This window comes from Paraglaciecola sp. 2405UD69-4 (assembly GCF_047525415.1).
Taxonomy (GTDB): Bacteria; Pseudomonadota; Gammaproteobacteria; order Enterobacterales; family Alteromonadaceae; genus Paraglaciecola.
Map to the genome: position 1 here is coordinate 190,249 of NZ_JBLIXM010000002.1, position 23,668 is coordinate 213,916.

21 protein-coding genes and 1 riboswitch are annotated in these 23,668 nt (G+C 39.7%); of the genes, 10 read left to right on the forward strand and 11 right to left on the reverse strand.

Annotated elements, in window-relative coordinates; all coding sequences use genetic code 11:
• Positions 1-269 precede the first annotated feature (269 nt).
• Positions 270-914 (forward strand): TetR/AcrR family transcriptional regulator, encoded by a 645-nt coding sequence (locus tag ACMUMK_RS07400; RefSeq protein WP_414700494.1) that lies wholly within the window; start codon positions 270-272, stop codon positions 912-914.
• 3 nt (positions 915-917) lie between these two features.
• Positions 918-1,820: an allantoinase PuuE gene (puuE, locus tag ACMUMK_RS07405; protein ID WP_414700495.1), complete on the forward strand. Its 903-nt coding sequence runs from the start codon at positions 918-920 to the stop codon at positions 1,818-1,820.
• Positions 1,821-1,922: 102 nt separating this feature from the next.
• On the opposite strand, the gene ACMUMK_RS07410 is transcribed toward puuE, so the two are convergent.
• On the reverse strand, positions 1,923-3,251 hold the full coding sequence (locus ACMUMK_RS07410) for an NCS2 family permease (RefSeq protein WP_414700496.1): 1,329 nt from the start codon (positions 3,249-3,251) through the stop codon (positions 1,923-1,925).
• A gap of 292 nt (positions 3,252-3,543) precedes the next feature.
• On the opposite strand from ACMUMK_RS07410, the gene ACMUMK_RS07415 reads away from it, so the two are divergent.
• Positions 3,544-4,545 carry an adenosine deaminase gene (locus tag ACMUMK_RS07415; protein ID WP_414700497.1) on the forward strand — a complete coding sequence of 334 codons (1,002 nt, stop codon included), beginning with the start codon at positions 3,544-3,546 and terminating at the stop codon, positions 4,543-4,545.
• Positions 4,546-4,611: 66 nt separating this feature from the next.
• Here the strand turns inward: ACMUMK_RS07415 and ACMUMK_RS07420 are convergent, their stop codons facing one another.
• The 5 genes from ACMUMK_RS07420 to ACMUMK_RS07440 form a co-directional block, all read right to left on the reverse strand.
• Positions 4,612-4,878, reverse strand: coding sequence for a hypothetical protein (locus tag ACMUMK_RS07420; RefSeq protein ID WP_414700498.1), 267 nt, complete (start codon positions 4,876-4,878; stop codon positions 4,612-4,614).
• Positions 4,879-4,941: 63 nt separating this feature from the next.
• Positions 4,942-6,591, reverse strand: a complete 1,650-nt coding sequence (locus tag ACMUMK_RS07425; RefSeq protein ID WP_414700499.1) for a cupin domain-containing protein — start codon at positions 6,589-6,591, stop codon at positions 4,942-4,944.
• A 96-nt stretch (positions 6,592-6,687) separates the two neighbouring features.
• Complete coding sequence (locus tag ACMUMK_RS07430; RefSeq protein WP_414700500.1) at positions 6,688-9,123, reverse strand: TonB-dependent siderophore receptor; 2,436 nt, start codon at positions 9,121-9,123, stop codon at positions 6,688-6,690.
• 296 nt (positions 9,124-9,419) lie between these two features.
• A complete protein-coding gene (locus ACMUMK_RS07435; protein WP_414700501.1) occupies positions 9,420-10,784 on the reverse strand; it encodes an 8-oxoguanine deaminase in 1,365 nt (454 codons plus the stop codon).
• A gap of 14 nt (positions 10,785-10,798) precedes the next feature.
• The gene (locus tag ACMUMK_RS07440; RefSeq protein WP_414700502.1) at positions 10,799-12,148 is read right to left on the reverse strand and encodes a nucleobase:cation symporter-2 family protein; all 1,350 of its coding nucleotides are present in this window, start codon (positions 12,146-12,148) and stop codon (positions 10,799-10,801) included.
• A 230-nt stretch (positions 12,149-12,378) separates the two neighbouring features.
• On the opposite strand from ACMUMK_RS07440, the gene ACMUMK_RS07445 reads away from it, so the two are divergent.
• Positions 12,379-13,212: a sulfurtransferase gene (locus ACMUMK_RS07445; RefSeq protein WP_414700503.1), complete on the forward strand. Its 834-nt coding sequence runs from the start codon at positions 12,379-12,381 to the stop codon at positions 13,210-13,212.
• A 54-nt stretch (positions 13,213-13,266) separates the two neighbouring features.
• Here ACMUMK_RS07445 and ACMUMK_RS07450 read toward each other — a convergent pair whose 3' ends face one another.
• The 4 genes from ACMUMK_RS07450 to ACMUMK_RS07465 are packed head-to-tail and all read right to left on the reverse strand — an operon-like array spanning position 13,267 to position 17,986.
• Positions 13,267-15,024: a sugar phosphorylase gene (locus ACMUMK_RS07450; protein ID WP_414700504.1), complete on the reverse strand. Its 1,758-nt coding sequence runs from the start codon at positions 15,022-15,024 to the stop codon at positions 13,267-13,269.
• Positions 15,025-15,034: 10 nt separating this feature from the next.
• Positions 15,035-16,261 (reverse strand): glycosyl transferase, encoded by a 1,227-nt coding sequence (locus ACMUMK_RS07455; RefSeq protein WP_414700505.1) that lies wholly within the window; start codon positions 16,259-16,261, stop codon positions 15,035-15,037.
• Between the two features lie 29 nt (positions 16,262-16,290).
• A complete protein-coding gene (locus tag ACMUMK_RS07460; RefSeq protein ID WP_414700506.1) occupies positions 16,291-17,112 on the reverse strand; it encodes an HAD-IIB family hydrolase in 822 nt (273 codons plus the stop codon).
• Positions 17,105-17,986, reverse strand: coding sequence for a P-loop NTPase fold protein (locus ACMUMK_RS07465; protein ID WP_414700507.1), 882 nt, complete (start codon positions 17,984-17,986; stop codon positions 17,105-17,107). Before ACMUMK_RS07465 ends, ACMUMK_RS07460 begins: the two co-directional genes overlap by 8 nt.
• A 192-nt stretch (positions 17,987-18,178) precedes the next feature.
• Positions 18,179-18,331: riboswitch (molybdenum cofactor riboswitch) on the forward strand.
• On the opposite strand from ACMUMK_RS07465, the gene moaA reads away from it, so the two are divergent.
• From moaA to moaE, 6 genes are all read left to right on the forward strand, one after another.
• Positions 18,326-19,294 (forward strand): GTP 3',8-cyclase MoaA, encoded by a 969-nt coding sequence (gene moaA / locus ACMUMK_RS07470; protein ID WP_414700508.1) that lies wholly within the window; start codon positions 18,326-18,328, stop codon positions 19,292-19,294. (Overlaps the previous riboswitch by 6 nt.)
• Complete coding sequence (locus ACMUMK_RS07475; RefSeq protein ID WP_414700509.1) at positions 19,294-19,890, forward strand: molybdenum cofactor guanylyltransferase; 597 nt, start codon at positions 19,294-19,296, stop codon at positions 19,888-19,890. The genes moaA and ACMUMK_RS07475 overlap by 1 nt, the downstream gene beginning before the upstream one ends.
• A 4-nt stretch (positions 19,891-19,894) precedes the next feature.
• Positions 19,895-20,440 (forward strand): molybdenum cofactor biosynthesis protein B, encoded by a 546-nt coding sequence (gene moaB / locus ACMUMK_RS07480; RefSeq protein WP_414700510.1) that lies wholly within the window; start codon positions 19,895-19,897, stop codon positions 20,438-20,440.
• A 1-nt stretch (position 20,441) separates the two neighbouring features.
• Positions 20,442-20,930, forward strand: coding sequence for a cyclic pyranopterin monophosphate synthase MoaC (gene moaC, locus ACMUMK_RS07485; RefSeq protein WP_414700511.1), 489 nt, complete (start codon positions 20,442-20,444; stop codon positions 20,928-20,930).
• 9 nt (positions 20,931-20,939) lie between these two features.
• On the forward strand, positions 20,940-21,200 hold the full coding sequence (moaD, locus tag ACMUMK_RS07490; protein ID WP_414700512.1) for a molybdopterin converting factor subunit 1: 261 nt from the start codon (positions 20,940-20,942) through the stop codon (positions 21,198-21,200).
• A 5-nt stretch (positions 21,201-21,205) separates the two neighbouring features.
• On the forward strand, positions 21,206-21,673 hold the full coding sequence (moaE, locus tag ACMUMK_RS07495) for a molybdopterin synthase catalytic subunit MoaE (RefSeq protein WP_414701382.1): 468 nt from the start codon (positions 21,206-21,208) through the stop codon (positions 21,671-21,673).
• Positions 21,674-21,734: 61 nt separating this feature from the next.
• Here moaE and ACMUMK_RS07500 read toward each other — a convergent pair whose 3' ends face one another.
• Positions 21,735-23,582, reverse strand: a complete 1,848-nt coding sequence (locus ACMUMK_RS07500; RefSeq protein ID WP_414700513.1) for a M2 family metallopeptidase — start codon at positions 23,580-23,582, stop codon at positions 21,735-21,737.
• Positions 23,583-23,668 lie beyond the last annotated feature (86 nt).

A 23,668-nucleotide genomic window follows, 5' to 3' on the forward strand; every position in this document is an offset into this window, starting at 1 on the left:
AAATTAGTAAATTAGACATTATCCTTAAAGACTGACGAATTACAATAAAAACCTGACTAAATGGTCAGGTTTAATTCGCAAGGATACAATAGGACATAGCAAACCCTAAATCTTTAGTATTTAAAAGCAATTTAAATGCCGTTTGCTTGTCTTATATTATGTTAGCTTTATAAGCTAAAGATTATTCACAAAAAAGTGTTAAAGTATTAAGTATTCGACATAAAAAACACTTAGGTTAATTCAATAACTAAAGGAAATAAAAACCGTTAATGACTACAAATAGAAATGATAAAGACGTCACTATTGGTGAATTAAATAGAAGTAAAATTCTAAGTGCTGCTGAAAAAGAGTTTGCTTCTCATGGATATAAAGGGGCAAGAGTTCAGCAAATTGCAGACAGAGCGGGCTTACCAAAAACCAATGTTTTGTATTACTTCAAAACCAAAGAAAGCCTTTATCTAGCAATTCTAGAAAACATTATGCACCTTTGGAATAGTCGCTTTGATGAAGCCACAGTAGAAGATGACCCCGCTCAAGTATTAGCTCAGTATATTGCTGATAAAATGGAGATTTCTCGTTCTCATGCTAATTCATCTAAAATTTTCGCACTGGAAATCATCAATGGTGCACCAAACTTGAACGATTTTTTCAAAGATCAACATTCGAAATGGATGGCGGGTAGGGTAGCTGTGATTAATGAGTGGATTAATGCTGGCAAACTAAAAGCTACTAACCCTTATTATTTATTGTATAACATTTGGGGTACTTCTCAGCATTATGCTGATTTTTCTACGCAGATCACGGAACTTCAAGGCAAATCTATGGGTCAATTAGATTTTGAAAATGCAACCAAAAATCTTATTCACTTGATTTTAACTGGCTGTGATCTAAAGGTCCCGGCTGAATTTAGGTAATTTATGAAACACGCATATCCAAGGGATTTAATAGGCTATGGGCAAAATCCCCCCCATCCACAGTGGCCTAACAAAGCCAAGTTGGCTGTACAATTTGTTCTTAATTATGAAGAGGGTGGTGAAAATAATATTCTTCATGGTGATGAACACTCAGAAACCTTCTTATCGGAAATCGTAGGTGCCCAAGCTTACAATGATCGCCATTTAAGTATGGAATCTATGTATGAATATGGCAGCAGAGCCGGCTTTTGGCGTTTGTATAACTTGTTTGTGAAATACAAATTACCTATTACTGTTTTTGGCGTGACTATGGCACTACAACGTAACCCTGAAGCCGTAGCAGCTATGCAAGAAGCCAACTGGGAAATTGCTAGCCATGCGATGCGTTGGATACATTTTCAGGATATGCCTGAAGAGCAAGAAAAGAAAATGATAGATGCTGCTATACAATTGCATCAAGCTATTACTGGTAGTAAACCTGTTGGGTGGTATACAGGGCGCACTAGCCCTAATACCCTTAAGCTAATTGCAGATAGAGACGACATTTTATATTGCGCAGACTCTTATGCAGATGATTTACCTTATTACGATGAGCAATACGCAAAACCACTTTTGATGGTCCCGTATACCTTAGATACCAATGATATGAGATTTGCTACCCCTCAGGGCTTTAATAGTGGCGAGCAATTTTATCAGTATTTAAAAGATGCCTTCGACGTACTTTATGCAGAAGGGGAAACCGCTCCTAAAATGTTATCTATTGGCTTACATTGCCGAATAATAGGACGTCCAGCGAGAATGGCTGCGTTGCAAAGGTTTATTGAGTATGTGCAAAGCCATGATAGGGTGTGGTGCTGTACTCGGGAGCAAATAGCAAATCATTGGAAAGATAATTTTCCAGCCTAGCGTAAAATGTCAATAAGCATTAAAAAACCGACTGTATTCTAAACGAATACGTCGGTTTTTTTATTTAGACCAATGATTTCAAGCAGTTTAGATTAAGTCTTTTTACTTCAAATCTAGTACATATCTTAAAACAAACACAGCTGCCATGGCGTAGGTAATAAGGGTGACTTGTTTATAACGGCCAGTTCCTATCATGATACCCACATAAGTAATAAACCCTAATGCTATACCTTCACTGATACTAAAGGTTAGTGGCATAGCTAATAAAGCGACAGTTGCAGTAGCTAATGCGGTTAAATCATCAAAATCGAGCTGTCTAAAAGAATCCATCATTAAAATGCCCACCATAATCAAGGCAGGTGTGGTCGCCATCAAAGGAATCACTTTCATTACTGGCGTTAAAAACAAAGCAAGTAAGAAGCACAATGCAACAAATATTGCAGTTAACCCTGTTCTACCGCCCGATGAAACCCCCGCTGCAGACTCTACATAAGAGGTTACAGGAGAAGTACCAACAGCAGCTCCCATTACACTAGCAACAGCATCAGCTGTCATTGCTTTACCAAGCTTAGGTAGCTCTCCCTGCTTGTTTAGTAGGTTGGCGCGACGTGACACACCAATTAAGGTGCCGATTGTGTCGAACATGTTGACGAACAAAAGTGCAAATATCAGATCCCATGTTTCTGCTAGGTGTTCAATGGGGTACATGATATCCATTGCAAAAAATGTATTCGATATTTCATCAGGAAGACCAATAAATTGATCTGTATGCTGGGTTAAATAGCCATCTCCGACGGGAATAAATGCACCGGCAACACTAAGGGTAACAACCGAAATTAAAATGGCACCGGTTACGTTGCGGATCATCAATACTATTGTCAGTATAATACCCGCTAAGGCTAATAAAGTTGCAGGCTCCGATAAGTCACCTATAGATACGAACGTGGCAGGGTTGTCGATGACAAGACCAGCATTTTTTAATCCAATGAACGCAATAAAAAGTCCAATACCACACTGAACCCCTATTTTTAGTGCCGCTGGTATGGCTTCTGCAATTTTAGTCCTTACCCCTGTTACTGATAGTAATAGAAACAAAATACCGTTCCAAAATACAATTCCTAAAGCAGCATCCCAAGGTACTTCTCTTGTTAAACAAATAGTAAAGGCAAAAAAAGCATTTAGGCCCATACCAGGTGCCATTGCTATTGGGTAATTAGTCATAAACGCCATTAACAAACAACCAATACATGCAGCAATAGCTGTAACTGTAATTAAGCCTTCGATAGGCATACCACTGGCACCTAATATGCTGGGGTTTACCACTAAAACGTAAGACATAGCAGCAAATGTGGTCAGTCCTGCTATAAACTCTGTTTTAAGGTTGGTGCCTTTTTCTTTTAATTGGAAATAATGCTCGAGAAGTTTAGACATTGGATTTCACTCTGGTTATGGCTGATTTAATTATCATTTATTATTAGCTAGTAGAAAGTCCTGCAAAAAGCTGACCAATTAGTCTGGTAATGCTTGGCTTTATGCTGTAAATAATATCAAGGACTTATAGGTAGGTCTGTATACTTTTGAGAAAATAGAGACAGGGTATTGCTAAGTCGTACAAAAATTGCGTTAGCGTGCAAATCTATGCACCATTAGTTAGCGAATTTAGGTAATTTGGTGCAACCCATTTTAAGAATAAGTAGAAATAAGTTTAGTGGCTAGGTGAGTGATGAATAAAGAAGAATTAAAAAAATGGGTATCGGTACAGCCCAAAGTAGAACTGCATTTACATATTGAAGGCAGTCTTGAGCCTGAACTCATGATGGAGTTAGCTAAAAAGCACAGTGTTGAATTACCTTATCAGTCAATCGCAGAGGTTAGACAGGCATACGATTTTCAAGACTTACAGAGTTTTCTAGATTTATATTATTTAGGGGCATCCGTGCTCATAGATGAAGATGATTTTTATCAGTTAATGTGGCGCTATTTATGCCAGTGTAGGGCAGATAATGTGGTCCATGCTGAAATTATGTTCGACCCGCAAACCCATACCGAAAGAGGCATCGATTTTTCAGTGTTTATGGCGGGATTTAAGCGCGCTATTAGTCAAGCCAAGCAAGAATGGGGGCAATCCTGTTTGCTGATTATGTCCTTTTTACGGCATTTAAGTGAAGAAAGTGCCATCGATACACTTAAGGCAGCCACACCCTATTTGTCTGATATTACAGCGGTAGGTTTAGATAGCAGTGAAATGGGAAATCCTCCTGAAAAGTTTACTGAAGTTTTCAAAATGGCAAAAGCACTAGGGTTAAAACGCGTTGCCCACGCTGGTGAAGAAGGGCCGCCGGCGTATATTTGGGGAGCAGTTAAAACACTTGATGTTCACCGGATTGATCATGGTGTTCGTAGTATTGAAGACCCAGCTTTAATTGAGTTTTTAGTGGAGTCGCAACATCCATTAACGGTTTGTCCTTTATCTAATACTAAACTTAAAGTGTTTGAGCATATGCAGCAGCATAATATTTTAACCTTGTTAGATTTAGGTTTACTGGTAACGGTTAACGCAGATGATCCTAGTTATTTTGGTGGCTATTTAAATGATAACTATCATGCACTTATTGATAATTTACCCATCGAAAGGTCGCAGCTAAAACAGTTATTGATAAATGGTTTTAAGGCTAGTTTTTTAGCAGAGAACCTGACTGAAACATGGTTAGCCGAGATAAATTAATGTAAAGCTAAGCAGATAAAGAAAACGGCTCACTAGAGCCGTTTTTACGTTTTATTCAACTTGAAACTATTTGTCCCTTGAAGCCATAGCTACCACAATTTGCAGTGCTTCTGATTTAGTAAAGCCCGATTCTATTAAGGCTAAGTAATGTTTACGTAATAACTTAGCTTGGGCCTTTACCAGTTCATCGTTACTCAGGGCTGTTGTTTGGTTAAGTAGTTGCTCTGATAACTGGGCATTCATAAAATTACTGGGATGCTTTCGCTCCTGCGCATTTACAGTACCAAGCAGCGGTATTAGTAGAGTTGTTACAACAAAAATAATTTTTAACATTCATTCAGTACCTAATTTTTATTGGTATAAACTTGATTGCTTTTGTTAGCTTAAGTTCAAAACTCAGCGACTTAAGGTCTTAATCAATGCAGTGTGCTGCGGAAATTCAGATAAAAGTTCGCTTGTTTTTCCTAGCTGCATATCAGAATACTCAAAGCCCGGTGCAACGGCTTCACCAATCAAACCATATCCAAAATCACCATCCGTTGGGATTTTAGATGCTTTCCAAATGCCACCTTTAACCAGCATTTGCATTTTGTGGCCTTTAGTAGGATCTGGCCCCATTACATGGGTTTCTAAACGCCCATCTGGGTGTAATAAGTAATAGGTAATCGGGTCTCCAGTATGAAAGTAATGCATTATATCTGACTGATTTTTATGAAAATGGCCGATAGGAGATTCAGCACTTAGCAAATAAAATATGCTGGTCATAAGTGTTCTAAGACCATTATCGGCCAAAATTTTTGGTCTATGGGACGCTTTAAAGGTTTGTTTAAAGTAGCCACCTTCTACATGTCCTTCTAATCCCAATGCTTTAACCAATTGTTCGGTTGTTAACTGTGTTGATGCTAGAGGCTCTATTTCAGCAGGCAGAGGTATATTTCTTGTTTCGACTTTCTCAATAGCAACCCCTTGTTCGCTAGGTAAGGTATGTTTATATTGCTCCCAATTTGCCACTATTGTGTCTACAACTTTACTGCCCACTAAATAGGCGGACTCAAGTGAAGAGCGCATGCCAGCAAAACCTGCATCCCCACTTTCATTTTTTAAGTTTTCAGAAGCTGAAACGCCTGTCGGTGGGGTGGAATAGTTACTAGCAGTTCGCAGTACTAAAAAGCGGTTTTTGTCGGCTATTTTTGCATTATGCAGGTAACTCATAGCTTGATAACTGCCGGTATCTTCCATTCCTGAAGTAACAAAATTGCCTTTACCTTGGGTCCAATAGTAGGTCCAGTCATTTGCCCATTGATTAAGCTTTTCTCCATGCCAAAAAGTAGAGGCTGCCATTTGGTCACCTTTTAGTACAAAAGGTGGCTTTTGAGCGTTAGGGTAGTTTGTATATTGGCTCCTTATTTCATGCATTCCAGAGTAGTCATTTAATGGAATATCTTTGGTTAAATTAAATGCCCAATCCACTAGTGGTTCATTTAATTTATATACCTCGCCGTTAGTAGATAACGGGCCCGATTGAGCAGTGGCACCACTAGATACAGGGTCGTTAGCAAATAATGGGAAATAGCCACTTGGCCAGTTTTTGGGAATTTCCCTTGCATCTATTTCGTGAGCAAGGTCGCCATCTACTAGGTAGGTTGCCCAAACAGCAGAGCCTATTGATGCGTCAGCTGGGTCAACACCAGCTATGCCTGCTACCAGCCAATAGGCATGAGTTAGGTCAAACCTTGAATCTAAACCTAATGCCATGATGGCTGCAGTTGCTCTTGCAGTCCCCATGCCTGTTACTATGCCCATTACTCCGGTTTCTGGGTTGATACAAATTTCATGAAATGAGGTATCAAAAGGAAGGCAGGTATTAAGTTCTTGTCCTAGTTTCCATAGTTGAAATTCTCCAGGTTTATCACCTTGGTCTTCACCGATTTCGAACATACTTACAACAACGACTTTTATTTCTATCTTTGTGTCTGTTTTCACTTGCTCTTGGCTACACCCGAAAACAAATAATACGCACAGAGACATCAGTAGTTTAGCGTACATAACGCATCCTCAAATTGTTATTCTATTATTAGAAGAAATAAAAAAGGGTAAATATGCAGAACATATTTACCCTTAATACAAATGTAAACTTAAGATTTAGAATTTATAAGTAAACTTAGCTTGGTAATGACGAGGCAATTCAGGTAACACGATTTGAGCACCAAATAGATCTGGGAAATTCGCTCTAAAATATCTCTCATCAGTTAAGTTCTTGATGTTCAAGCTAGCTGTCCAAGACTCAGCTTCATAGAATATACCAGCGTTCACTAGTGTATAAGAAGGTAAAGTCACAGACTGTGAGAAGCTTGAATAAGTTTCATCCGCTTTTACAATACTTGCATTGGCAGCAAAGCCGTTTTGGAAGTCATAAGTGGCATTTAAGGTGTAGATGTTTTCAGGAATACCTGCTTTACGGGCTCCTTCTTTATCAAACACTAGACCAAGTCCAATAACATTTCCGCCGTAAATTAAAGATGGATCTGATAATGACGTTAAGTCTTCGGCTCCAAAGAATGCAAACTGGGTTCCAACATTACCATTGTTATATGCTGTTAAGTTATACACTTTAATATTGGTATAGCCTGCACCAATTACTAAGTTTTCGTTTACAACCCAGCGTAACTCAAACTCTGTCCCTTTGTTTTCCGTCGTAGCATTGGTAACAATAGCCTGTGCACTAAAGTCTGTACGCTCTTGCTCATAGATAGATAAAGCAAAATATAAACTGTCGTCTAAGAATGAACCTTTCACACCATACTCAAATAAGTCAGAAGTATCGAAAGCACCATCTTCTAATTGACCAACGCCAATTTCAGCACCTTGACCTGCCACTAAGGTAGCTTGTTCTGCAGCTGTGATGTACGGAATAAGACCAAATGGTGTTTTGTAAGAAATACTGGTGTTCCAAGAAACGCCGCTTTCAGTGCCACTGGCTGATTCAACTTCACCGCCACCTAATAACAAGTCACCACGGCTAGTGGTTTCAATGTCGATAGAGTCGTAACGTAACCCTAATACGATATTAAGACCGAAATCCCAAGTTAGGTCAGTCATGGCTGCGATACCGTAATCGGTATAATTACCCTTGTCATAGTTATCGTAGTTAGCATTGATTGATGTAGCTAATTGTCTTTTATCAAGGGCAGTAGAAGGCCCTGTTAAATCTCTACGGTTGAAGTATTCGTAGGTAAAGTCATCGCCGTGTAAGAATTGAGTATGACGAACTGACGGAGATACTTGTAGTTGTGCTAAAAATGAGTCTGTTTCCCACTCGTTAGAGAATACAAGTTTGTTTTCGATTACCGAGCTGTCATGGAATTGTGAGAAGCCATAAGCATTCTCATTAAGGTTGTCATATGCTTCATAAAACAATTGGTTTTTGATTTCCCAACCACTGTCTGAGAAATAGGTAACATCAAAATACAGGGTTTCTACAACGTTTTGTAAAACGTCTTCTGGAGCAACTAGTACTTGGTTACCTTTCAAAGTTGCAGTGCCTACATCAACAAGCCCCATAGAGTCAGTAGCGTCAGCATCAGTAAATGATGATGCAGGTACATAGAATCCACCACTTACATAATCGCCATTTTCATCAAAAATTGTTAGACCACCAAGATCAACAGCAGCACCATACTCATCATGAGAAATTAAACCATCAAAGTCTGTATCTAACGGCTTTGCATCCCCAGTCACATAAGTACCGTTATCAACTAGGTCTTGTGTTAAACGGTTCCAACCAGCAACTTGGTTACCATCATAATCATGGTACATAGCACCAAACTCTACTAAAACGTTGTCTGTCACATCAATATTAAAAGACGCTTGTAATACAGTTTGGTCTGTCGACGTGTTGTCGTAGTAGCTGCCTGAGTTTTCTACTTCACCATATAAGTAGAAGCCCATTTCTTTATCTCCGATTTTACCTGGACCACCAACTTCAGCAGTCATAATGCTCTTATCCCAAGAGCCAGTAGTATATGAAAATGCGCCTTCGTTACTATCTAGGTATTGACCGCCACTAGCACGTGCTGACTTAGGGTTAAAGTTAAGGTAGCCACCAATTTTTGCAGGACCATAAATCGGAGATGCTGGACCACGTACTATATCAATACGGCTTGAGGCACCGATAGGAGTAGGGTAGTTACCTGGGTTGTCTAGGCGTTTAACGCCACGGAAGTATGTTTCGCCTGGAGTACCACGTACATCTAGAGAACCTGCTACACCAAAGAATGACTGAGTAAAGGTACCAGGTGCGAACGCTACTAATTCATCAATATCGCTTACACTAAAACGTTCTAATTGTTCTTGGCTTATAGTAGATGCAGAGCGAGGAGTTTCTAGAATTGATTTACCAAAGCCAAATACGGCTTCAACATCTTGACCTGGAAGACTGCCCAAAGAGCCAGTTACTTCAATACGCTCTACAGACTCTTCTTCAGTTTCTTGAGCTAGAACTTGGCTAGGTAGCAGTGCTGCTAGCCCAATTGCTACTGCAGTAGCAATAGAATTTGATTTGAACGTTTTATTTCTCATTATGGTTTTCCCAAATTTTATTATTTACTTCTACGCTCTCGATATTATCAATCAAGGGCTTTTTTATGTGTCTTAAATTAAACTGCACGATTAATGCCAACAACCTGTCCACTTGGTCAGGTTGTTGGTCTGCGCGATAATTGATTGATTTTATTTAATATTTTTGAACTATTTCTAGCTTTACATGCCTAGGAGTGAAATTGAGATTTACAAATAGCTTTGATTTGCCCCTTTTTGGGGCGGTTGATTTTGGTTATGCACTTACATGGTAGGCTACCTTGGCTAACTAGCTATCTTTAGCCAAGAACTTTGCTTTGTAGTTTACGAGCTAGATCTTGATGTTCAGACATTAACTGTGCTATTTCAACATTAATGTGTTGCTCATCTTCAATCTGCCATTTACCCGCTACCATTAACTTATTCACCTTATAAGCACCACAGGTGACAAGCGCATCAAGTGGGCTACCCACACCTGAAAATCTTAATTCATCTAATGAAAATAGGGCTATATCAGCTTGTTGCTGAGGCTTTAACTGTCCTAAAGCCGGGCGCTTCAAAACAGCAGCAGAGCCTTTAGTGGCATATCCTAGTACTTTTTCTGCAGTGATAACTTCTGCACCGTAGCGCAGTCTTTGCTGTAGCAAAGACTGTCTTGCTTCTTGGATCATATTCGAGCAATCGTTTGATGCTGAGCCATCTACAGCTAGGCCAATGTTACATCCTGCTTTTTCAAGATCAATTGTGGGGCATATCCCTGATGCAAGCAGCATGTTTGAGCTGGGACAATGGGCTATTCCCACTTTAGCCTTACCTAGTCTTTGAATTTCTTGTTCAGAAAAGTGAATGCCGTGAGCTAACCATGTACGATTATTTAACCAGTCACATGACTCTAAATAGTCGAGCGGGCGCATGCCATACTCCCTCAAACAGAAGTTGTTTTCATCTTCTGTTTCTGCCAAATGAGTATGCAATAACACATCATTATGACTGGCTAATTTTGCTGTGTTTTTCATTAATTCTGTAGAAACAGAAAAGGGTGAGCAAGGCGCTAAAGCGATTTGTATAAAGGCATCATCTGCTCTGTTGTGATAACGACTAATTAATCTTTGACTGTCTTCTAGGATAGTATCTTCAGTTTGTATTACGCTATCTGGCGGGAGTCCTCCAGAACTTTCACCTAGGCTCATTGAGCCTCTAGTTAAGGTGGCTCTGCACCCTAAAGTTTCTAGAGCTGCTACTTGAATGTCGATAGCATTCTCTAACCCTTTTGGAAAAACATAATGGTGATCTGCAACACAGCTCGTTCCAGAAAGCATTAACTCCAGAGCTGCGAGTCTGGTAGCACTGTAGATCATGTCTTCATCTAAATGTGCCCAAACTTTATATAAAAACTTCAACCAAGGAAATAATGGTTTATTAATAGCCCCTGGCACGCAGCGAGTTAAGGTTTGATAAAAGTGATGATGGGTATTAATGAGGCCAGGTGTTAGGACCATGTTACTGCAATCGATATAACTGTCTATATGATTGACTGGGGCTTGTCCACTTGGCACTAATTCTAATATTTTAGTTCCTTGAATTACCAATCCATTAGCGGCATTGAGGTCATTGCCAGTAAATACTGCTGCTGGTGATTTTAACCATAAGGTTTTATTAGACATTTTTTACTCTTAAATTAAGGTTGTTCTTTAGCTGATTTTTGAGGATCAGGTATTAATACGCTCATAATTATCGCACAAAACCCCGCTGTGGTAACCGATGAAGAAACAATGTTCTTAATCAAAACGGGTAATTGAACAAGTACATCCGGCACCATCATAACCCCTAAACCTAATCCTATGGAGGTTGCGATTATAATACCTTTACGACGGTCAATAGGTTCACTGGTAAGTATTTTAATACCCGCTGTTGCTATGGTGGCAAACATAATAAGGGTGGCTCCACCCACTACAGGTTTAGGCATAAGTTGTATGACCGAGCCAATAATAGGAAATAACCCTAAGATCACCAAAATGCCCGCGATATAAAAACCCACATGGCGGCTAGCGACACCTGTCATTTGAATAACCGCGTTGTTTTGGCCAAATGTGGTATTCGGAAAGCTATTAAATATAGCTGCCAACATAGAGTTGACACCATCTGCCAAAATTCCACCTTTTATGCGCTTGATATAAACAGGGCCACTGATGGGCTGTTTGCAGAATAAACTATTGGCTGTTAAATCCCCCGAGGTTTCAATTGCGCTAAGTAAATAAACCAGAGCTACTGGTACAAATATATCCCATTGAAAGGAAATACCGTATTTGAAAGGTTCTGGAAAACTAAAAATAGGGAAATCAAGCATATCATCAAATGATAAAACACCTTGCCACCAAGCAATTACACACCCAACAAACATTCCAATAAATATTGCTGATAGCCGCAGAATAGGGTGTTTAGATAAGTTTAAAACGACCACAATAAACATTACGGTAAAGCCAAGGCTAATGTTTTCAACCGAGCCTAAATCCTCCGCGCCAAATCCGCCAGCTAGGTCTGTCATACCCACCTTAATCAAGGTAATGCCGATTGTGGTAATGACTATGCCCGTTGTTAAAGGTGTTATTACCGCTTTTAAATAATCTATGAAACGACTGAGGACTATTTCAATAAATGCACCCCAAAAACAAATACCGAACATAACAGCGAGTATTTCATCGTTACTGCCGCCTTGTCCTTTAACTGCAAATCCAGCAATGAGAAGTGAACTGATAAAGGTAAAACTTGTTCCTTGAACGGCAATTAACCCACATCCAATTGGTCCAAAGGTTTTAGTCTGAATGAAGGTAGAAATACCAGACATCATTAATGCCATACTGATTAAATAGGGAATTTCTGCTGTTAATCCTAACGCTGAGCCTATAACTAGAATTGGAGTAATAATCCCAATGAAAGAGGCCATAACATGTTGAAGAGCCGCATTGATACAATCTAATACTTTAGGTTTGTCATATAAGTCGTACAATATTTCATCATTGTTTTGCATAGCGCTAAATTACCGATAATTGTTATTTTTAGATATAGAGTTTTACAAGCAAGTTTGTGACCACTTGGTCAAACCATTGTGAGGCCCTAAATTTACAGTTATTATCAAATTTTTTAATGATTACTACTGGGTAAAAGCAGTATTAGCCAAGCTTTGTGTCACCTTATGCTACCTTTTGGTGCACTAACCAAAATCTATAAAACAATGTAAACCCAGTCTTTAGGAACAAAATGAAGAACAATAATTTAGTGTCCACCGAGTGGCTTCAAGACCATTTAGTGGATGAAAATATAGTGGTTTTGTATACGCAAATGGATAATCCAGTAACAGGTGAAAAAGATACGCCACCACTAGGTTATATTCCTAATTCAGTGTTTTTCGATTTTGAAACTGTTTTTTGTGATACAGAATCTAAGTGGCCTCATACCATGCTTAGCGAAACAAGGTTTTCCCAAGAACTTGGAAAGCTTGGTCTTTGTAGTGACTGTTTAGTGGTTGTGTATGATAACAAAGGGATTTATAGCTCGCCTCGAGTTTGGTGGATGTTAAGGTCTATGGGGTTTGAGCAGGTTTATGTATTAGATGGTGGGTTACCAAAATGGCTCAAAGAGGGACGAGACTTTCATAAATCCCTATCAACAAGAAAGCCAGTTAAGCAAGTTAGCGTGAGTCAAAATTCTGGATTTTTTATTAGCGCTGAAAATATTTTAAAAGATCACCACAGCTTACAAATTTTAGACGCGAGAAGTCAGGGGCGTTTTTATGGCACGGCTCCTGAGCCCAGAGAAGGCTTGCGATCTGGTCATGCACCAGGCGCTATAAATTTACCCTTTACAGACTTAGTAGATGGCGCAGAGCTAAAGTCGACAGCTGAGTTAACATCCATCTTTGAATCTTTAAACTTAGCGCTTGATGAGCAGTTGGTTTTTAGCTGTGGTTCAGGTGTTACTGCCTGTATTTTAGCGTTAGCAGCAAGCCAAGTAGGTTACCAAAATTTAGTTGTGTATGATGGTTCATGGGCAGAGTGGGGAGCTAGAGAGGAACTACCGGTTGTATTAAATTAGTTCAATCACACTAGATTTCTAACCTGCTAAACAGCAGGTTAGAAATACTATCTTTTATTTTAAGCGGTTGGATATCCACAAAGATTGATAGGGTGCAACTTCGTATTCTAAATCTTCGAGGCTAATGGTTTCACCGCTAATCAGGTCTATCCAAGAGTCTGTACCAATTAGGTTTAAGTCACTCAATCTCATCATCTGTGGTTCGTCTGATACATTAAATACACAGAAAATACTTTGGCTACGTCCTAAGCTTTGTCGCCAAAATCCAAACAATTGTTCACCTAATTGCAGCGTAAATTGTGTGGCATTAGGGTGAAAAGCAGGCTGTTCTTTGCGTATATTCAACAGCTCGGTAATTCGAGCGTGCACTTTTGCATGCTGACTATAGGGCGATGCTAGTTCATTCTGCAGTTGCCCGTATTGCCACTTATGACGATTGATAGAACGATTATGACTGGTATTTTTCACACGCTCGTAATCATTGGTGGTGCCAAGCAAACTATGAATGTATAAACCTGGAATACCTTCTAAGGCAAACATTACGCTGTGGGCACAAACAAAACGTTCTAAGCCCCATTTGTCGGTACCTTTAGTGGTGCCTTGCAAGGCGTCATACAAAGCAATGTTAATTTCGTAGGCTTTTTGTTCTCCGGTTTCTGACTTTCTCCATGAGATACGGCCACCAAAATTTTGCATAGTATTAACTAGGGTGCCTAGTTCTTCATCGTCTAATAAGCCTTCAGCAGGTCTTAACCCTATGCCGTCATGGGAGGCGATAAAGTTAAAGAAAAAGGTACCATTTTGCGCTGGAGGCATGCTGCACAGCCAAGCTTTCAAATGGGTACATGATCCTGTTACTAAGGAGTTAACAAGTAATGGAGGCAATGAAAAGTTATAGATCCCATGCGCTTCATTGGCATTACCAAAATAAGTCAAATTTTGACGATTGGGAATGTTAGTTTCTGTGATGATAACTGCATCGCTTACTGCATGTTCAATAAGGGTACGTAATAGTCTTATTGCTTCATGGGTTTGCTCTAAGTTGATACAAGTAGTGCCGAGTTTTTTCCATAAAAATGCCACAGCATCAAGTCGAAATATTCGAATACCAGTATCTAAATATTGGCGAATAATGGAAACAAAGGTATCGAGTACCGCTGGATTCCTGAAATCAAAATCTACTTGATCGTGACTAAAGGTACACCACACATACTTTTCGCCGTTTTGAGTTTCAGTGAGCCTCAATAGGTCAGAAGTACGCGGACGAGTCACTTCAGAAATATCATCAATAGGTAAAGCCGTGAAGAAAAAATCACTACCTGGTCCTTCACCTTTAATAAAGTTTTGAAACCAAGCGCTTCTAGAAGAACAGTGATTTATTACCACATCAGACATCATGCGATAGTCTTTTGTAATATCTTCAATGTCATCCCAGTTTCCTAATGACTCGTTGACGCTTGAGTAATCTATAACTGAAAAACCATCATCAGAACTATAGGGAAAAAAGGGCAAAATATGCACACTATTAATAGAGTCTCCACAATATTGCTTTAAAAAGCTATGAAGAGTTTTAAGTGGCTTCTCACCTTCTTTTTCAATGCTATCACCATAAGTGATAAGCATGACATCCTTCTGATCCCAATTGTTATGATGGCGTTTTGGTTCTTCTGTTAACTTATCTTCAACAATTCCCATTGTGTTGATAAGTGTCCCTGCAAGCTCTTTATGGGACACCGCCAAGTCAACGTCTTGGTATATTACATCTAAGTGATGTTCAACTCTTTCAGTTAGTTGCTCAAATACCGATAACATCTATTGCCCCCTATGCTTGGTTAAACTCTAAGTAATCTTTTTCTACTGCATCTTTTAATTCGTCTAAAACATCTGGCATTGCACTGACTACACGATTCCAACTAGGAATGAAAGGCGTTTCCATTGGGTTATCTAGAAAACTTTCACCGGCTGTCATAATGTTTCGAGCAAAAAGTTCTACTGCTTTTTCTTCGTTGTGAATATCTAGATTAAGGCCGTTCATAATGGCGTCATTGTGGTAGGTTTCCACAAAATCTAAGGCAATTCGATAATAGGTTGCCTTTAATGATCTGAAAGACTCTGTTGTAAAGGTTTCCCCTTGGGTGGCTAATTTTCTAAATAGCGCCTTGGTGATATCTATAGACATCTTTGATAGGCCACCATTTTCATTATCAGCGGATAAATCTTGATGCTTATGATCATAGGTTTTAGCAATATCCGCTTGGCACAGTCTGTTGTGAGAGTAGTTGCGCTGCATTTCAGATAACACACCTATCTCTAAGCCCCAATCACTTGGTATACGAATATCATTTAAAACATCTCTTCTAAATGAAAATTCTCCCGCTAGCGGATATCTAAAGCTGTCCATGTATTCTAAATAGTCATTGTGTCCAACAATTTTTTGTAACGCTCTGATTAATGGTGTAACCAATAAACGAGATACACGTCCATTTATTTTTCCATCTGCAACACGGGCGTAATAGCCTTTACAAAATTCATAGTTAAATTGAGGGTTGGCTACTGGGTATATTAACCTAGCCAATAATCCACGGTCGTAAGTGAGTATGTCACAGTCATGGAGCGCCACTGACTCAGCTTTACCTGTTGCCAGTATATATCCCATGCAATACCAAACGTTACGACCTTTGCCCAATTCTTTAGGGGCTAAACCTAGTGACTCTAATTTAGCATCCAAAGCTTTTAATCTTGGGCCATCGTTCCATAAAACTCTGTGGTCTTGAGGAAGTTTTCCAAAGAACTTCAAAGCATGTTGGTATTGTTCGAGTTCAGCTCTGTCTAGACCAATAACGATTTGAGAAAGATAAGGTACTTTGCTGATGTGGTTAATGATATTAGGTAAGGCTTCGCCTTCTAATTCTGAAAATAAAGAAGGAAGAATTAACGCCATGGGGCGTTTTTTAGCGAATCCCATTAATTCTTTTTCAAGATCTTCAATAGGGCGCTCTGAGAGGTTATGTAAAGTGGTTACAATACCGTTTTGATAAAAATCAGCCATTATAGCTCCGTGTTCCGGTTATGAAAAAATTAACAATTGAAAATAATGTGGTTTAGGCTGTCAGCCCATCCCTCTGGCCCGAATCGCTTAGTGGTATGAACATCATTTTCTTTCGTGAGTATTGGTGGTTCATTTACAGGTGATAATATTCTTACTGCGATATCAGCCGCATTAAGCATAGCAACGTCATTTTGACCATCACCTAGGGCAATGCTGGTGTACTCCTTATTTGCTTTCGTAGATTCAAATAGTTTTTTTAGCCAAATCAAAGCTTTACCTTTATCACATTCGCCAGATAAGTGTAAAAACCTGCCTCCTTGTAAAGGTTTAGCGCCTAAATTTTCTAACGCTTTTAAAAACAGAACTTTGGTATCTTGGTCACCTAACCATAATATAGGCTCGCCATATTCTCTTGCACTTGCTAGTTCCGCTTGGGCTTGGGACAGTCCAGTTGCATCAACTATTTCTGCATTTGTCATATTGGCAAAATGATTAAACTGGCCATCAAATTCGCCTTTTAATTTATCTAGTAATCCACGCCAGTAAGCTACTGGTTTTGAAAACTCCTTAATCCAAAAACCGTTTTTAGCCAAGGTATCTTTTGGTTGCTCATTAAAAAAACCTTCGGGTATAAATATCGCGGCACCATTTTCAACGATAAATGGCGTCTGTAGCCCTAAATCACTGCGAATTTGTTTCAATTCAGCGTAGGTTTTACTGGTGGTTGGTATAACAGGAATATTTTGTTCAGCTAATTTATCTAGGGTAGGGACGGCTGCTGCAAAACTATAGGTATGGTGATCAAGTAGGGTTCCGTCTAAATCACTAAAAACTAATATCTCGTTATTCATGAACTTCCTTAGTGGTGTGTTCAACAATTTTTCGCTTAGCGTTTAGTTTAAATACATGATCACAGGCAGCAGGTAAAGTTTTTAATCCATGTTCAGTGAGTCTTTGATAATACTGAATGAAATCTAAAATTTGTTGTTCATTCATCAAACCAGAGTGTGGCTTTGACCCGACTGCTGCAATTAATTTTTGCTCTTGCTCTAATCGCCAGCCATAAACATCTTTAAACGAAGGCGCGGCTAACATCACCCACTTATCCATAAAACTATATAAAGACGCATAGTGAAGTGAAAGCTGAGTATTGGCATAGGTACGCCAAACGGCTTCTGGGTCTTGGTCTGACTCTAATTTATTCACAGGCTCTTTAAGTTGTTCTGGTGATTGAGCTTGAACCCCCCAACACCAGCCTTCGAATATCACTATATCAACAGCTTTAGTAATTGTTGTCCAGTTAGCAACGGGATGTGGGTCGTCTGTCGCTTTATTAAACCTAGGAATTGTTGCGGTTTGTTGTTGTCTTAAAGCATTTAATACTTCTTTTGCCTGTTCCATATCATGGGTACCTGGTACGCCACGGGTTTGTAATAGTGGGTGTATGGTTTCTGCAAGGCTATGCCGCTTAGCATGGCTAAAATAGAAGTCATCTAATGACATCACTACTACGTTAAGAGAATGGGTTTCTGTAAGATAGGCCTTAATAAATTCAGATAAAGTAGACTTACCCGAACCTTGACTGCCATTTATGCCAACAAAATAGGGTGTGTCTGCACTTGTTTGGTGCATTTTAATTTCTTCCGCTAAGGGCACATAATATTGGTTGGCAATATCAATAAATGCTTCCGATAGCTTATGTTGTTTGATGAATTCACTGATCATTAATACATTAGTCCTTCATAATTGCACTTTAAAAGTGCTGTTTTTAAGAACGATTTATTCTTCCTAGTCAGTTTAACTACAACTTATGTGCCAGATTAAAAATGCCATATATTTTTATACAAACCTAGTGTTTTTATGACACCAATAAGCATTTATGATACAAATAGTTGGAATCAACTGCTGAATCCTTTCAGCGTTTTATAACTCCGAGCCTCTACACCTAAATCATAGACATGGTGTTTGGGCCGCAAATCTCAGGTTTGCCAGGGTTGCAAAAGAAATTGAGCAGCCTCCCGTAAGAGTCTTAATCTCTTCATTTTGGAAAGGTGTTAACAATCTATGTTAGAAGATAAATTTGGGCGTCGCTTCCATTACTTGCGACTGTCTATTACTGATGTCTGTAATTTTAGGTGTAACTATTGTTTACCAGACGGTTATCAGTGCGAAAACGACCGAGACTTTTTAAAGGTTTCTGAGATCAAAACCCTAGTTTCAGGGTTTGCTAAACTTGGCACTAGTAAGGTTCGCATTACAGGTGGCGAGCCTGCACTAAGAAAAGACTTATGCGATATCATCAAAGTTTGTGCCTCGACTGCTGGCATTGAACATATAGCCATGACGACTAATGGCTTCAAGTTAGAGTCAGATATTCAAGCTTGGGTCGATGCGGGTCTAGATGCCTTAAATATCAGTATTGATAGTCTAGATCCTAGAATGTTTGCCTCTATTACCGGACACAATAAGTTAGAAAGTATATTACGAGGTATTGATAAGGCATTAGCTTTAGGGGTGCGTGTAAAAGTTAACGCCGTATTAATGAAGCAATATAACGAAAAAGAGCTTGAGCCTTTTTTAGCTTGGTTAAAAACAACGCCCGTTACCTTAAGGCTAATTGAGCTGATGCAAACCGGTGATAACAACGAGTTTTTCCAACAAAACCATGTTTCTGGTATGCCTATTAAAGATAAATTACTGGCTGGCGGTTGGAGTCAACTAATTCGCGATAAATCATCTGGCCCTGCTCAAGAGTTCTATCATCCTGATTTTGAAGGACGAATGGGATTAATTATGCCTTACAGTAAGGATTTTTGTGCCAGTTGTAATAGGTTACGGATATCGTCTCTAGGTAAATTACATTTATGTTTGTTTTCTGAACAAGGGTTAGATATTAGGCCTGCCTTACAAAGTGCCAACGATGAAATGTTACAGCATCAGCTAACTGCCTTGTTAGGTGATAAAAAAGCGACACATTGGTTGCAAGAAGGTTACACCGGAGCGACTAAACACCTAGCTATGATTGGTGGGTGATGTTAGCAGGACTTGTTCTAGCCGGTGGCCAGTCTAGGCGAATGGGGCTTGATAAGAGTTACCTCAGACTAGCTCACAATAACCTTTCGCTACTTGAGAATAGCCAACAACTGTTATCACAAGTATGTGAGCCTATTTTAGTCAGTGGCTCGCAGCATCCACAGGGTATTGTCGATCTTTACCCTAAACTAGGTCCTATGTCTGGTATTCATGCTGGAGTACAATATATCCGGTTGCATTATCCTAATGTCACAGAGCTTATTGTTGTTCCCATTGATATGCCAAACCTTTCTTTAAACGAACTAAATCAGTTGTTAGTACGGGGGAGAGAGTCTGGTGTTTTGGTGGGTTTTGACACCTTTAATTTCCCTTTGTATATCCCAGTAGTTAAAAATGTTTTGGATTATCTTGACGGTTTGTTTCCACATACTGACAGCACTGAAAATCTGCAACAAAAAGATAAGCAGTATTCAATTCGAAATTTTATTAATGGTTTAAATGGAGAGAGGTTAGCTCCTCAAGCCACAGAGCCTTTTGATAACATTAATACTCCACAGCAGTGGCAAATGCACTGCGAAATGAAAAATGAGAAATAAAACCATGAAAGCAAACGCCTCTGCCCCAAAAGAGCCCTTAAACATTGCTGTATTGACTGTGTCTGATACTCGCACCGAAGCTAACGATACCTCAGGTGCTTATTTAGTGAGTGCTGCCGAAGCTGCTGGACATAATGTATTAGATAAACAGATTGTAATAGATGACAAATTTCAAATAAGAGCCTTGGTTTCTAACTGGATAGCCTCAAAAAACATACAAGTGGTATTAGTGACAGGTGGTACAGGTTTTACCGCAAGAGATACCACGCCAGAAGCTATGCAACCTTTGTTCGATAAAAGTATTGAGGGTTTTGGTGAGCTCTTCAGACATATTTCCTATTTAGAAATAGGCACATCAACTGTGCAATCCAGAGCCCTTGCTGGGATGGCAAATGGTACTGCTATTTTCTGTATGCCAGGCTCAACCGGAGCATGTAAAACAGCGTGGAATGGCATACTACTAGAGCAATTAGATAATACCCACAGACCTTGTAACTTCGTGGTTCATTTAAAAAACATAACGACAACATGTGAGTCCAGAGAGGCATAAGATGACAAATCCAAATTCAGATGTATTGACCCATGTTGATGAGCACGGTCAAGCCAATATGGTGGATGTGTCTGATAAGACAATATCCAAGCGACTAGCCGTGGCCCAAGGCAGAATTAACATGTCTAAAACCGCTTTCGAAATGGTGGTTAATAACCAGCATGCTAAAGGTGATGTATTGTCGGTAGCCCGCATAGCAGGTATTCAAGCAGCTAAGAAATGTGGAGATCTTATTCCTTTATGTCACCCACTAATGCTAACTAAAATTCAAGTAGACTTTTATCCTGAAGCCAATGAAAACAGCATCAGGGTAGAGGCCTTGTGCAAGTTAGCCGGTAAAACAGGGGTAGAAATGGAAGCTCTTACCGCTGTTAGCGTAGCCACATTGACCTTATTTGATATGTGTAAAGCGGTAGACCCTTTAATGACAATTAGCGATATACAGGTCTTAGAGAAACAAGGTGGTAAAAGCGGTGATTGGACAAGGTAACAACAGCAAATGATTACAATTTTATTTTTTGGACAACTAAAAGAGCGGATCAACACCACTCGTTTAACACTTGAGTTTAGCAATGACGGCGTAACCTTAGATACTGTTGCCAAGCTAAGAGACGTTTTGGTGGTCAAAGGTGATGTTTGGAGAGAAAACCTTGGGTTTGGAACGGCTCTGGTGGCTGTAAATCAGCAAATGGCGAGTGAAGATACGATTATAAAAGACGCCGATGAAGTCGCATTTTTCCCTCCTGTAACAGGAGGCTAATGGCTATGATTGATGCAAACACCTATATCAAAGTTCAAGAAGCTGATTTTAGTCTTGCACAAGAGTACCAAGCCTTAATTACTGGTAATAGTCAAGATGGCGCTGTGGTGACTTTTTGTGGTCTGGTTAGAGACATGAATGCAGAGCAAACTGTAAAGAGTCTTTTTTTAGAGCATTATCCTGGGATGACTGAAAAGTCTTTGCAAGCAATTATTGAGCAAGCAAGAGACAAGTGGCCTTTAGGTAGGGTAAGAGTAGTACATAGGGTAGGGAAGCTAGACGTTTCCGAGCAAATAGTATTTGTGGGTGTGACCAGTCAGCATAGGCAAGCAGCCTTTCAAGGTGCTGAATTTATAATGGATTATTTAAAAGTACAGGCACCATTTTGGAAAAAAGAGTCAAGTGATACAGGTGAATACTGGGTTGAATCTAAGCAAAGTGATGACCAAAAAGCCAAAAGCTGGGAGTCATAAAATTACGCCTTGAATTATCGAGTTGTCGTCCCTGACAACTCGTATTTGAGCTTCCTAATCTTTAATTAGTCCACCCACAGCTTCTGTCTTTGTTTTGTTCATCAAGCCAGACTTTTAATGGAGCAAAATAATCCAAGATTGCACTTGCATCCATTTCACCTTTTCCAGTTAAACTCGCCAAGGCTTCTTGCCAAGTATGACTTTTGCCCATTTCTAACATGGCGTTTAACGCAGCCCCCGCTTCTTTACTGCCGTAAATTGAGCAGCGATGTACAGGATCTGTGTTACCCGAAATCTCACATAAGGTTTTGTGAAATTGAAATTGCAAAATATGAGCTAAAAAATAGCGGGTGTAAGGGGTGTTTCCCGGTACATGATATTTAGCACCTGGGTCAAAAGCATCTGCTGGACGTTCAACAGGGGCCATAACTCCTTGATACTTTTCTCGAAGCTCCCACCAAGCTGTGTTGTAATTTTCTGGCGTGACTTCTCCAGAAAATACTTTCCAGCGCCATTGGTCTACCATCAAACCAAAGGGCACAAAGGCAATTTTATCTAAGGCAAGCTTTAACAACATACCGATATCATTTGAAGCATCTGGCACGGTATCCACTAACCCTATTTCTTTTAGGTATTTAGGGGTAATCGACAAGGCAATAGTGTCGCCTATAGCTTCATGAAAACCGTCGTTAGCTGACCCCCGATAAAGCAAAGGCTGAGTGTTATATGCCCGCTGGTAATAGTTATGACCGAGTTCATGGTGTATTACAGCAAATTCTTCACCGGTTTTTTGAATACACATTTTGATCCGTAAATCATCAATGTCGTTTAAGTTCCAGGCCGATGCATGACAGATGACATCTCTGTCAGCAGGTTTAGTAAACTGAGAGCGCTCCCAAAAAGTATCAGGTAAGGGTTCAAACCCCAGTGAAGAGAAAAATGACTCGGCTTGCTTCACCATGGTCACTTCGTCGTAGTTATGTTTAGCTAAAGCGGCAGTGACGTCTATGACTTCAAGTTTTTGTTCAGGTTTAACTATGTCGTATATATTCCCCCATGATTGGGCCCACATATTACCAAGTAGATGAGCTGGTATTGGCTTATCTTGAGGCACTTTGCCCTCGCCATACTCTTCACCGAGCTCGGCTCTTACATGACAATGTAAAGCGTCATAGAAGGGCTTAACCTGCCCCCACAATCTGTCTAGCTCCATGGAAAAGTCGTCTGCCGGCATGTCATAACTACCACGCCAAAGGGCACTGATATCTTCAAAGCCAAGCTCTTTAGCTCCTTCATTCGCCAGTACCACTTCTTCTTCGTATAAAGGCTTCATAGGAGGAGACACTTCACGCCAACCTTCCCAAAGTTCAAGTAATTCAGCCTCATCTCGACTAGTGGCCATAATTGCAGACATCTGGGTTAACCCCATGCATTGTTCTGAATCTCGACAGTATTTGCCGCTACCGTACATACCTTCTAAGTCAGAAGTGATTTGTGATAACTTTTGAGATTTTGTTGGATCGGCTGGGGCCGGCAGTACTAAACTGTTGCGCATTAAATCGAGTTTACGACGGGTATCTGCATCTACTTCAACATGATTAAAGTCGGCTGCTTGTTTCGCTAGCTTAGTAGACAAGCTCCCCAGCTTTTCATTCATGTAAGCTGACAGGGCCGCTGTGTCTTGATTTATATAGGTTTGATAAGCCCAAGCCGCTTGAGCAGAGGGAGTCATCAATGTCTCAATTTCTTGTTGAGCTTGCTCTACAAACTGCACCGCATCTGTTGCTGTTAGTTGTTTGCTGGTTAGACTTGTATCTGCACCTTTTGGTAATGTTTGATCTGCCCCGCAGCTAGATAAAGCAGCAGTCAGAGATAACATTAATACACTTAATGGATAGTGTTTCTGCATAAATTTCCCTTGATATTTTTATTGGTTTTGATGACAGTTTATCTTGATGAAATCAACTAAACTTTTGTTATTTTTCAACATATTAT

What these genes read in the sequence shown, in the direction of transcription:
- ACMUMK_RS07400 (WP_414700494.1), top strand. Translation starts at nt 270, where the DNA reads ATGACTACAAATAGAAATGATAAAGACGTCACTATTGGTGAATTAAAT.
- puuE (WP_414700495.1), top strand. Translation starts at nt 918, where the DNA reads ATGAAACACGCATATCCAAGGGATTTAATAGGCTATGGGCAAAATCCC.
- ACMUMK_RS07410 (WP_414700496.1), bottom strand. Translation starts at nt 3,251, where the DNA reads ATGTCTAAACTTCTCGAGCATTATTTCCAATTAAAAGAAAAAGGCACC.
- ACMUMK_RS07415 (WP_414700497.1), top strand. Translation starts at nt 3,544, where the DNA reads ATGAATAAAGAAGAATTAAAAAAATGGGTATCGGTACAGCCCAAAGTA.
- ACMUMK_RS07420 (WP_414700498.1), bottom strand. Translation starts at nt 4,878, where the DNA reads ATGTTAAAAATTATTTTTGTTGTAACAACTCTACTAATACCGCTGCTT.
- ACMUMK_RS07425 (WP_414700499.1), bottom strand. Translation starts at nt 6,591, where the DNA reads ATGTACGCTAAACTACTGATGTCTCTGTGCGTATTATTTGTTTTCGGG.
- ACMUMK_RS07430 (WP_414700500.1), bottom strand. Translation starts at nt 9,123, where the DNA reads ATGAGAAATAAAACGTTCAAATCAAATTCTATTGCTACTGCAGTAGCA.
- ACMUMK_RS07435 (WP_414700501.1), bottom strand. Translation starts at nt 10,784, where the DNA reads ATGTCTAATAAAACCTTATGGTTAAAATCACCAGCAGCAGTATTTACT.
- ACMUMK_RS07440 (WP_414700502.1), bottom strand. Translation starts at nt 12,148, where the DNA reads ATGCAAAACAATGATGAAATATTGTACGACTTATATGACAAACCTAAA.
- ACMUMK_RS07445 (WP_414700503.1), top strand. Translation starts at nt 12,379, where the DNA reads ATGAAGAACAATAATTTAGTGTCCACCGAGTGGCTTCAAGACCATTTA.
- ACMUMK_RS07450 (WP_414700504.1), bottom strand. Translation starts at nt 15,024, where the DNA reads ATGTTATCGGTATTTGAGCAACTAACTGAAAGAGTTGAACATCACTTA.
- ACMUMK_RS07455 (WP_414700505.1), bottom strand. Translation starts at nt 16,261, where the DNA reads ATGGCTGATTTTTATCAAAACGGTATTGTAACCACTTTACATAACCTC.
- ACMUMK_RS07460 (WP_414700506.1), bottom strand. Translation starts at nt 17,112, where the DNA reads ATGAATAACGAGATATTAGTTTTTAGTGATTTAGACGGAACCCTACTT.
- ACMUMK_RS07465 (WP_414700507.1), bottom strand. Translation starts at nt 17,986, where the DNA reads ATGATCAGTGAATTCATCAAACAACATAAGCTATCGGAAGCATTTATT.
- moaA (WP_414700508.1), top strand. Translation starts at nt 18,326, where the DNA reads ATGTTAGAAGATAAATTTGGGCGTCGCTTCCATTACTTGCGACTGTCT.
- ACMUMK_RS07475 (WP_414700509.1), top strand. Translation starts at nt 19,294, where the DNA reads ATGTTAGCAGGACTTGTTCTAGCCGGTGGCCAGTCTAGGCGAATGGGG.
- moaB (WP_414700510.1), top strand. Translation starts at nt 19,895, where the DNA reads ATGAAAGCAAACGCCTCTGCCCCAAAAGAGCCCTTAAACATTGCTGTA.
- moaC (WP_414700511.1), top strand. Translation starts at nt 20,442, where the DNA reads ATGACAAATCCAAATTCAGATGTATTGACCCATGTTGATGAGCACGGT.
- moaD (WP_414700512.1), top strand. Translation starts at nt 20,940, where the DNA reads ATGATTACAATTTTATTTTTTGGACAACTAAAAGAGCGGATCAACACC.
- moaE (WP_414701382.1), top strand. Translation starts at nt 21,206, where the DNA reads ATGATTGATGCAAACACCTATATCAAAGTTCAAGAAGCTGATTTTAGT.
- ACMUMK_RS07500 (WP_414700513.1), bottom strand. Translation starts at nt 23,582, where the DNA reads ATGCAGAAACACTATCCATTAAGTGTATTAATGTTATCTCTGACTGCT.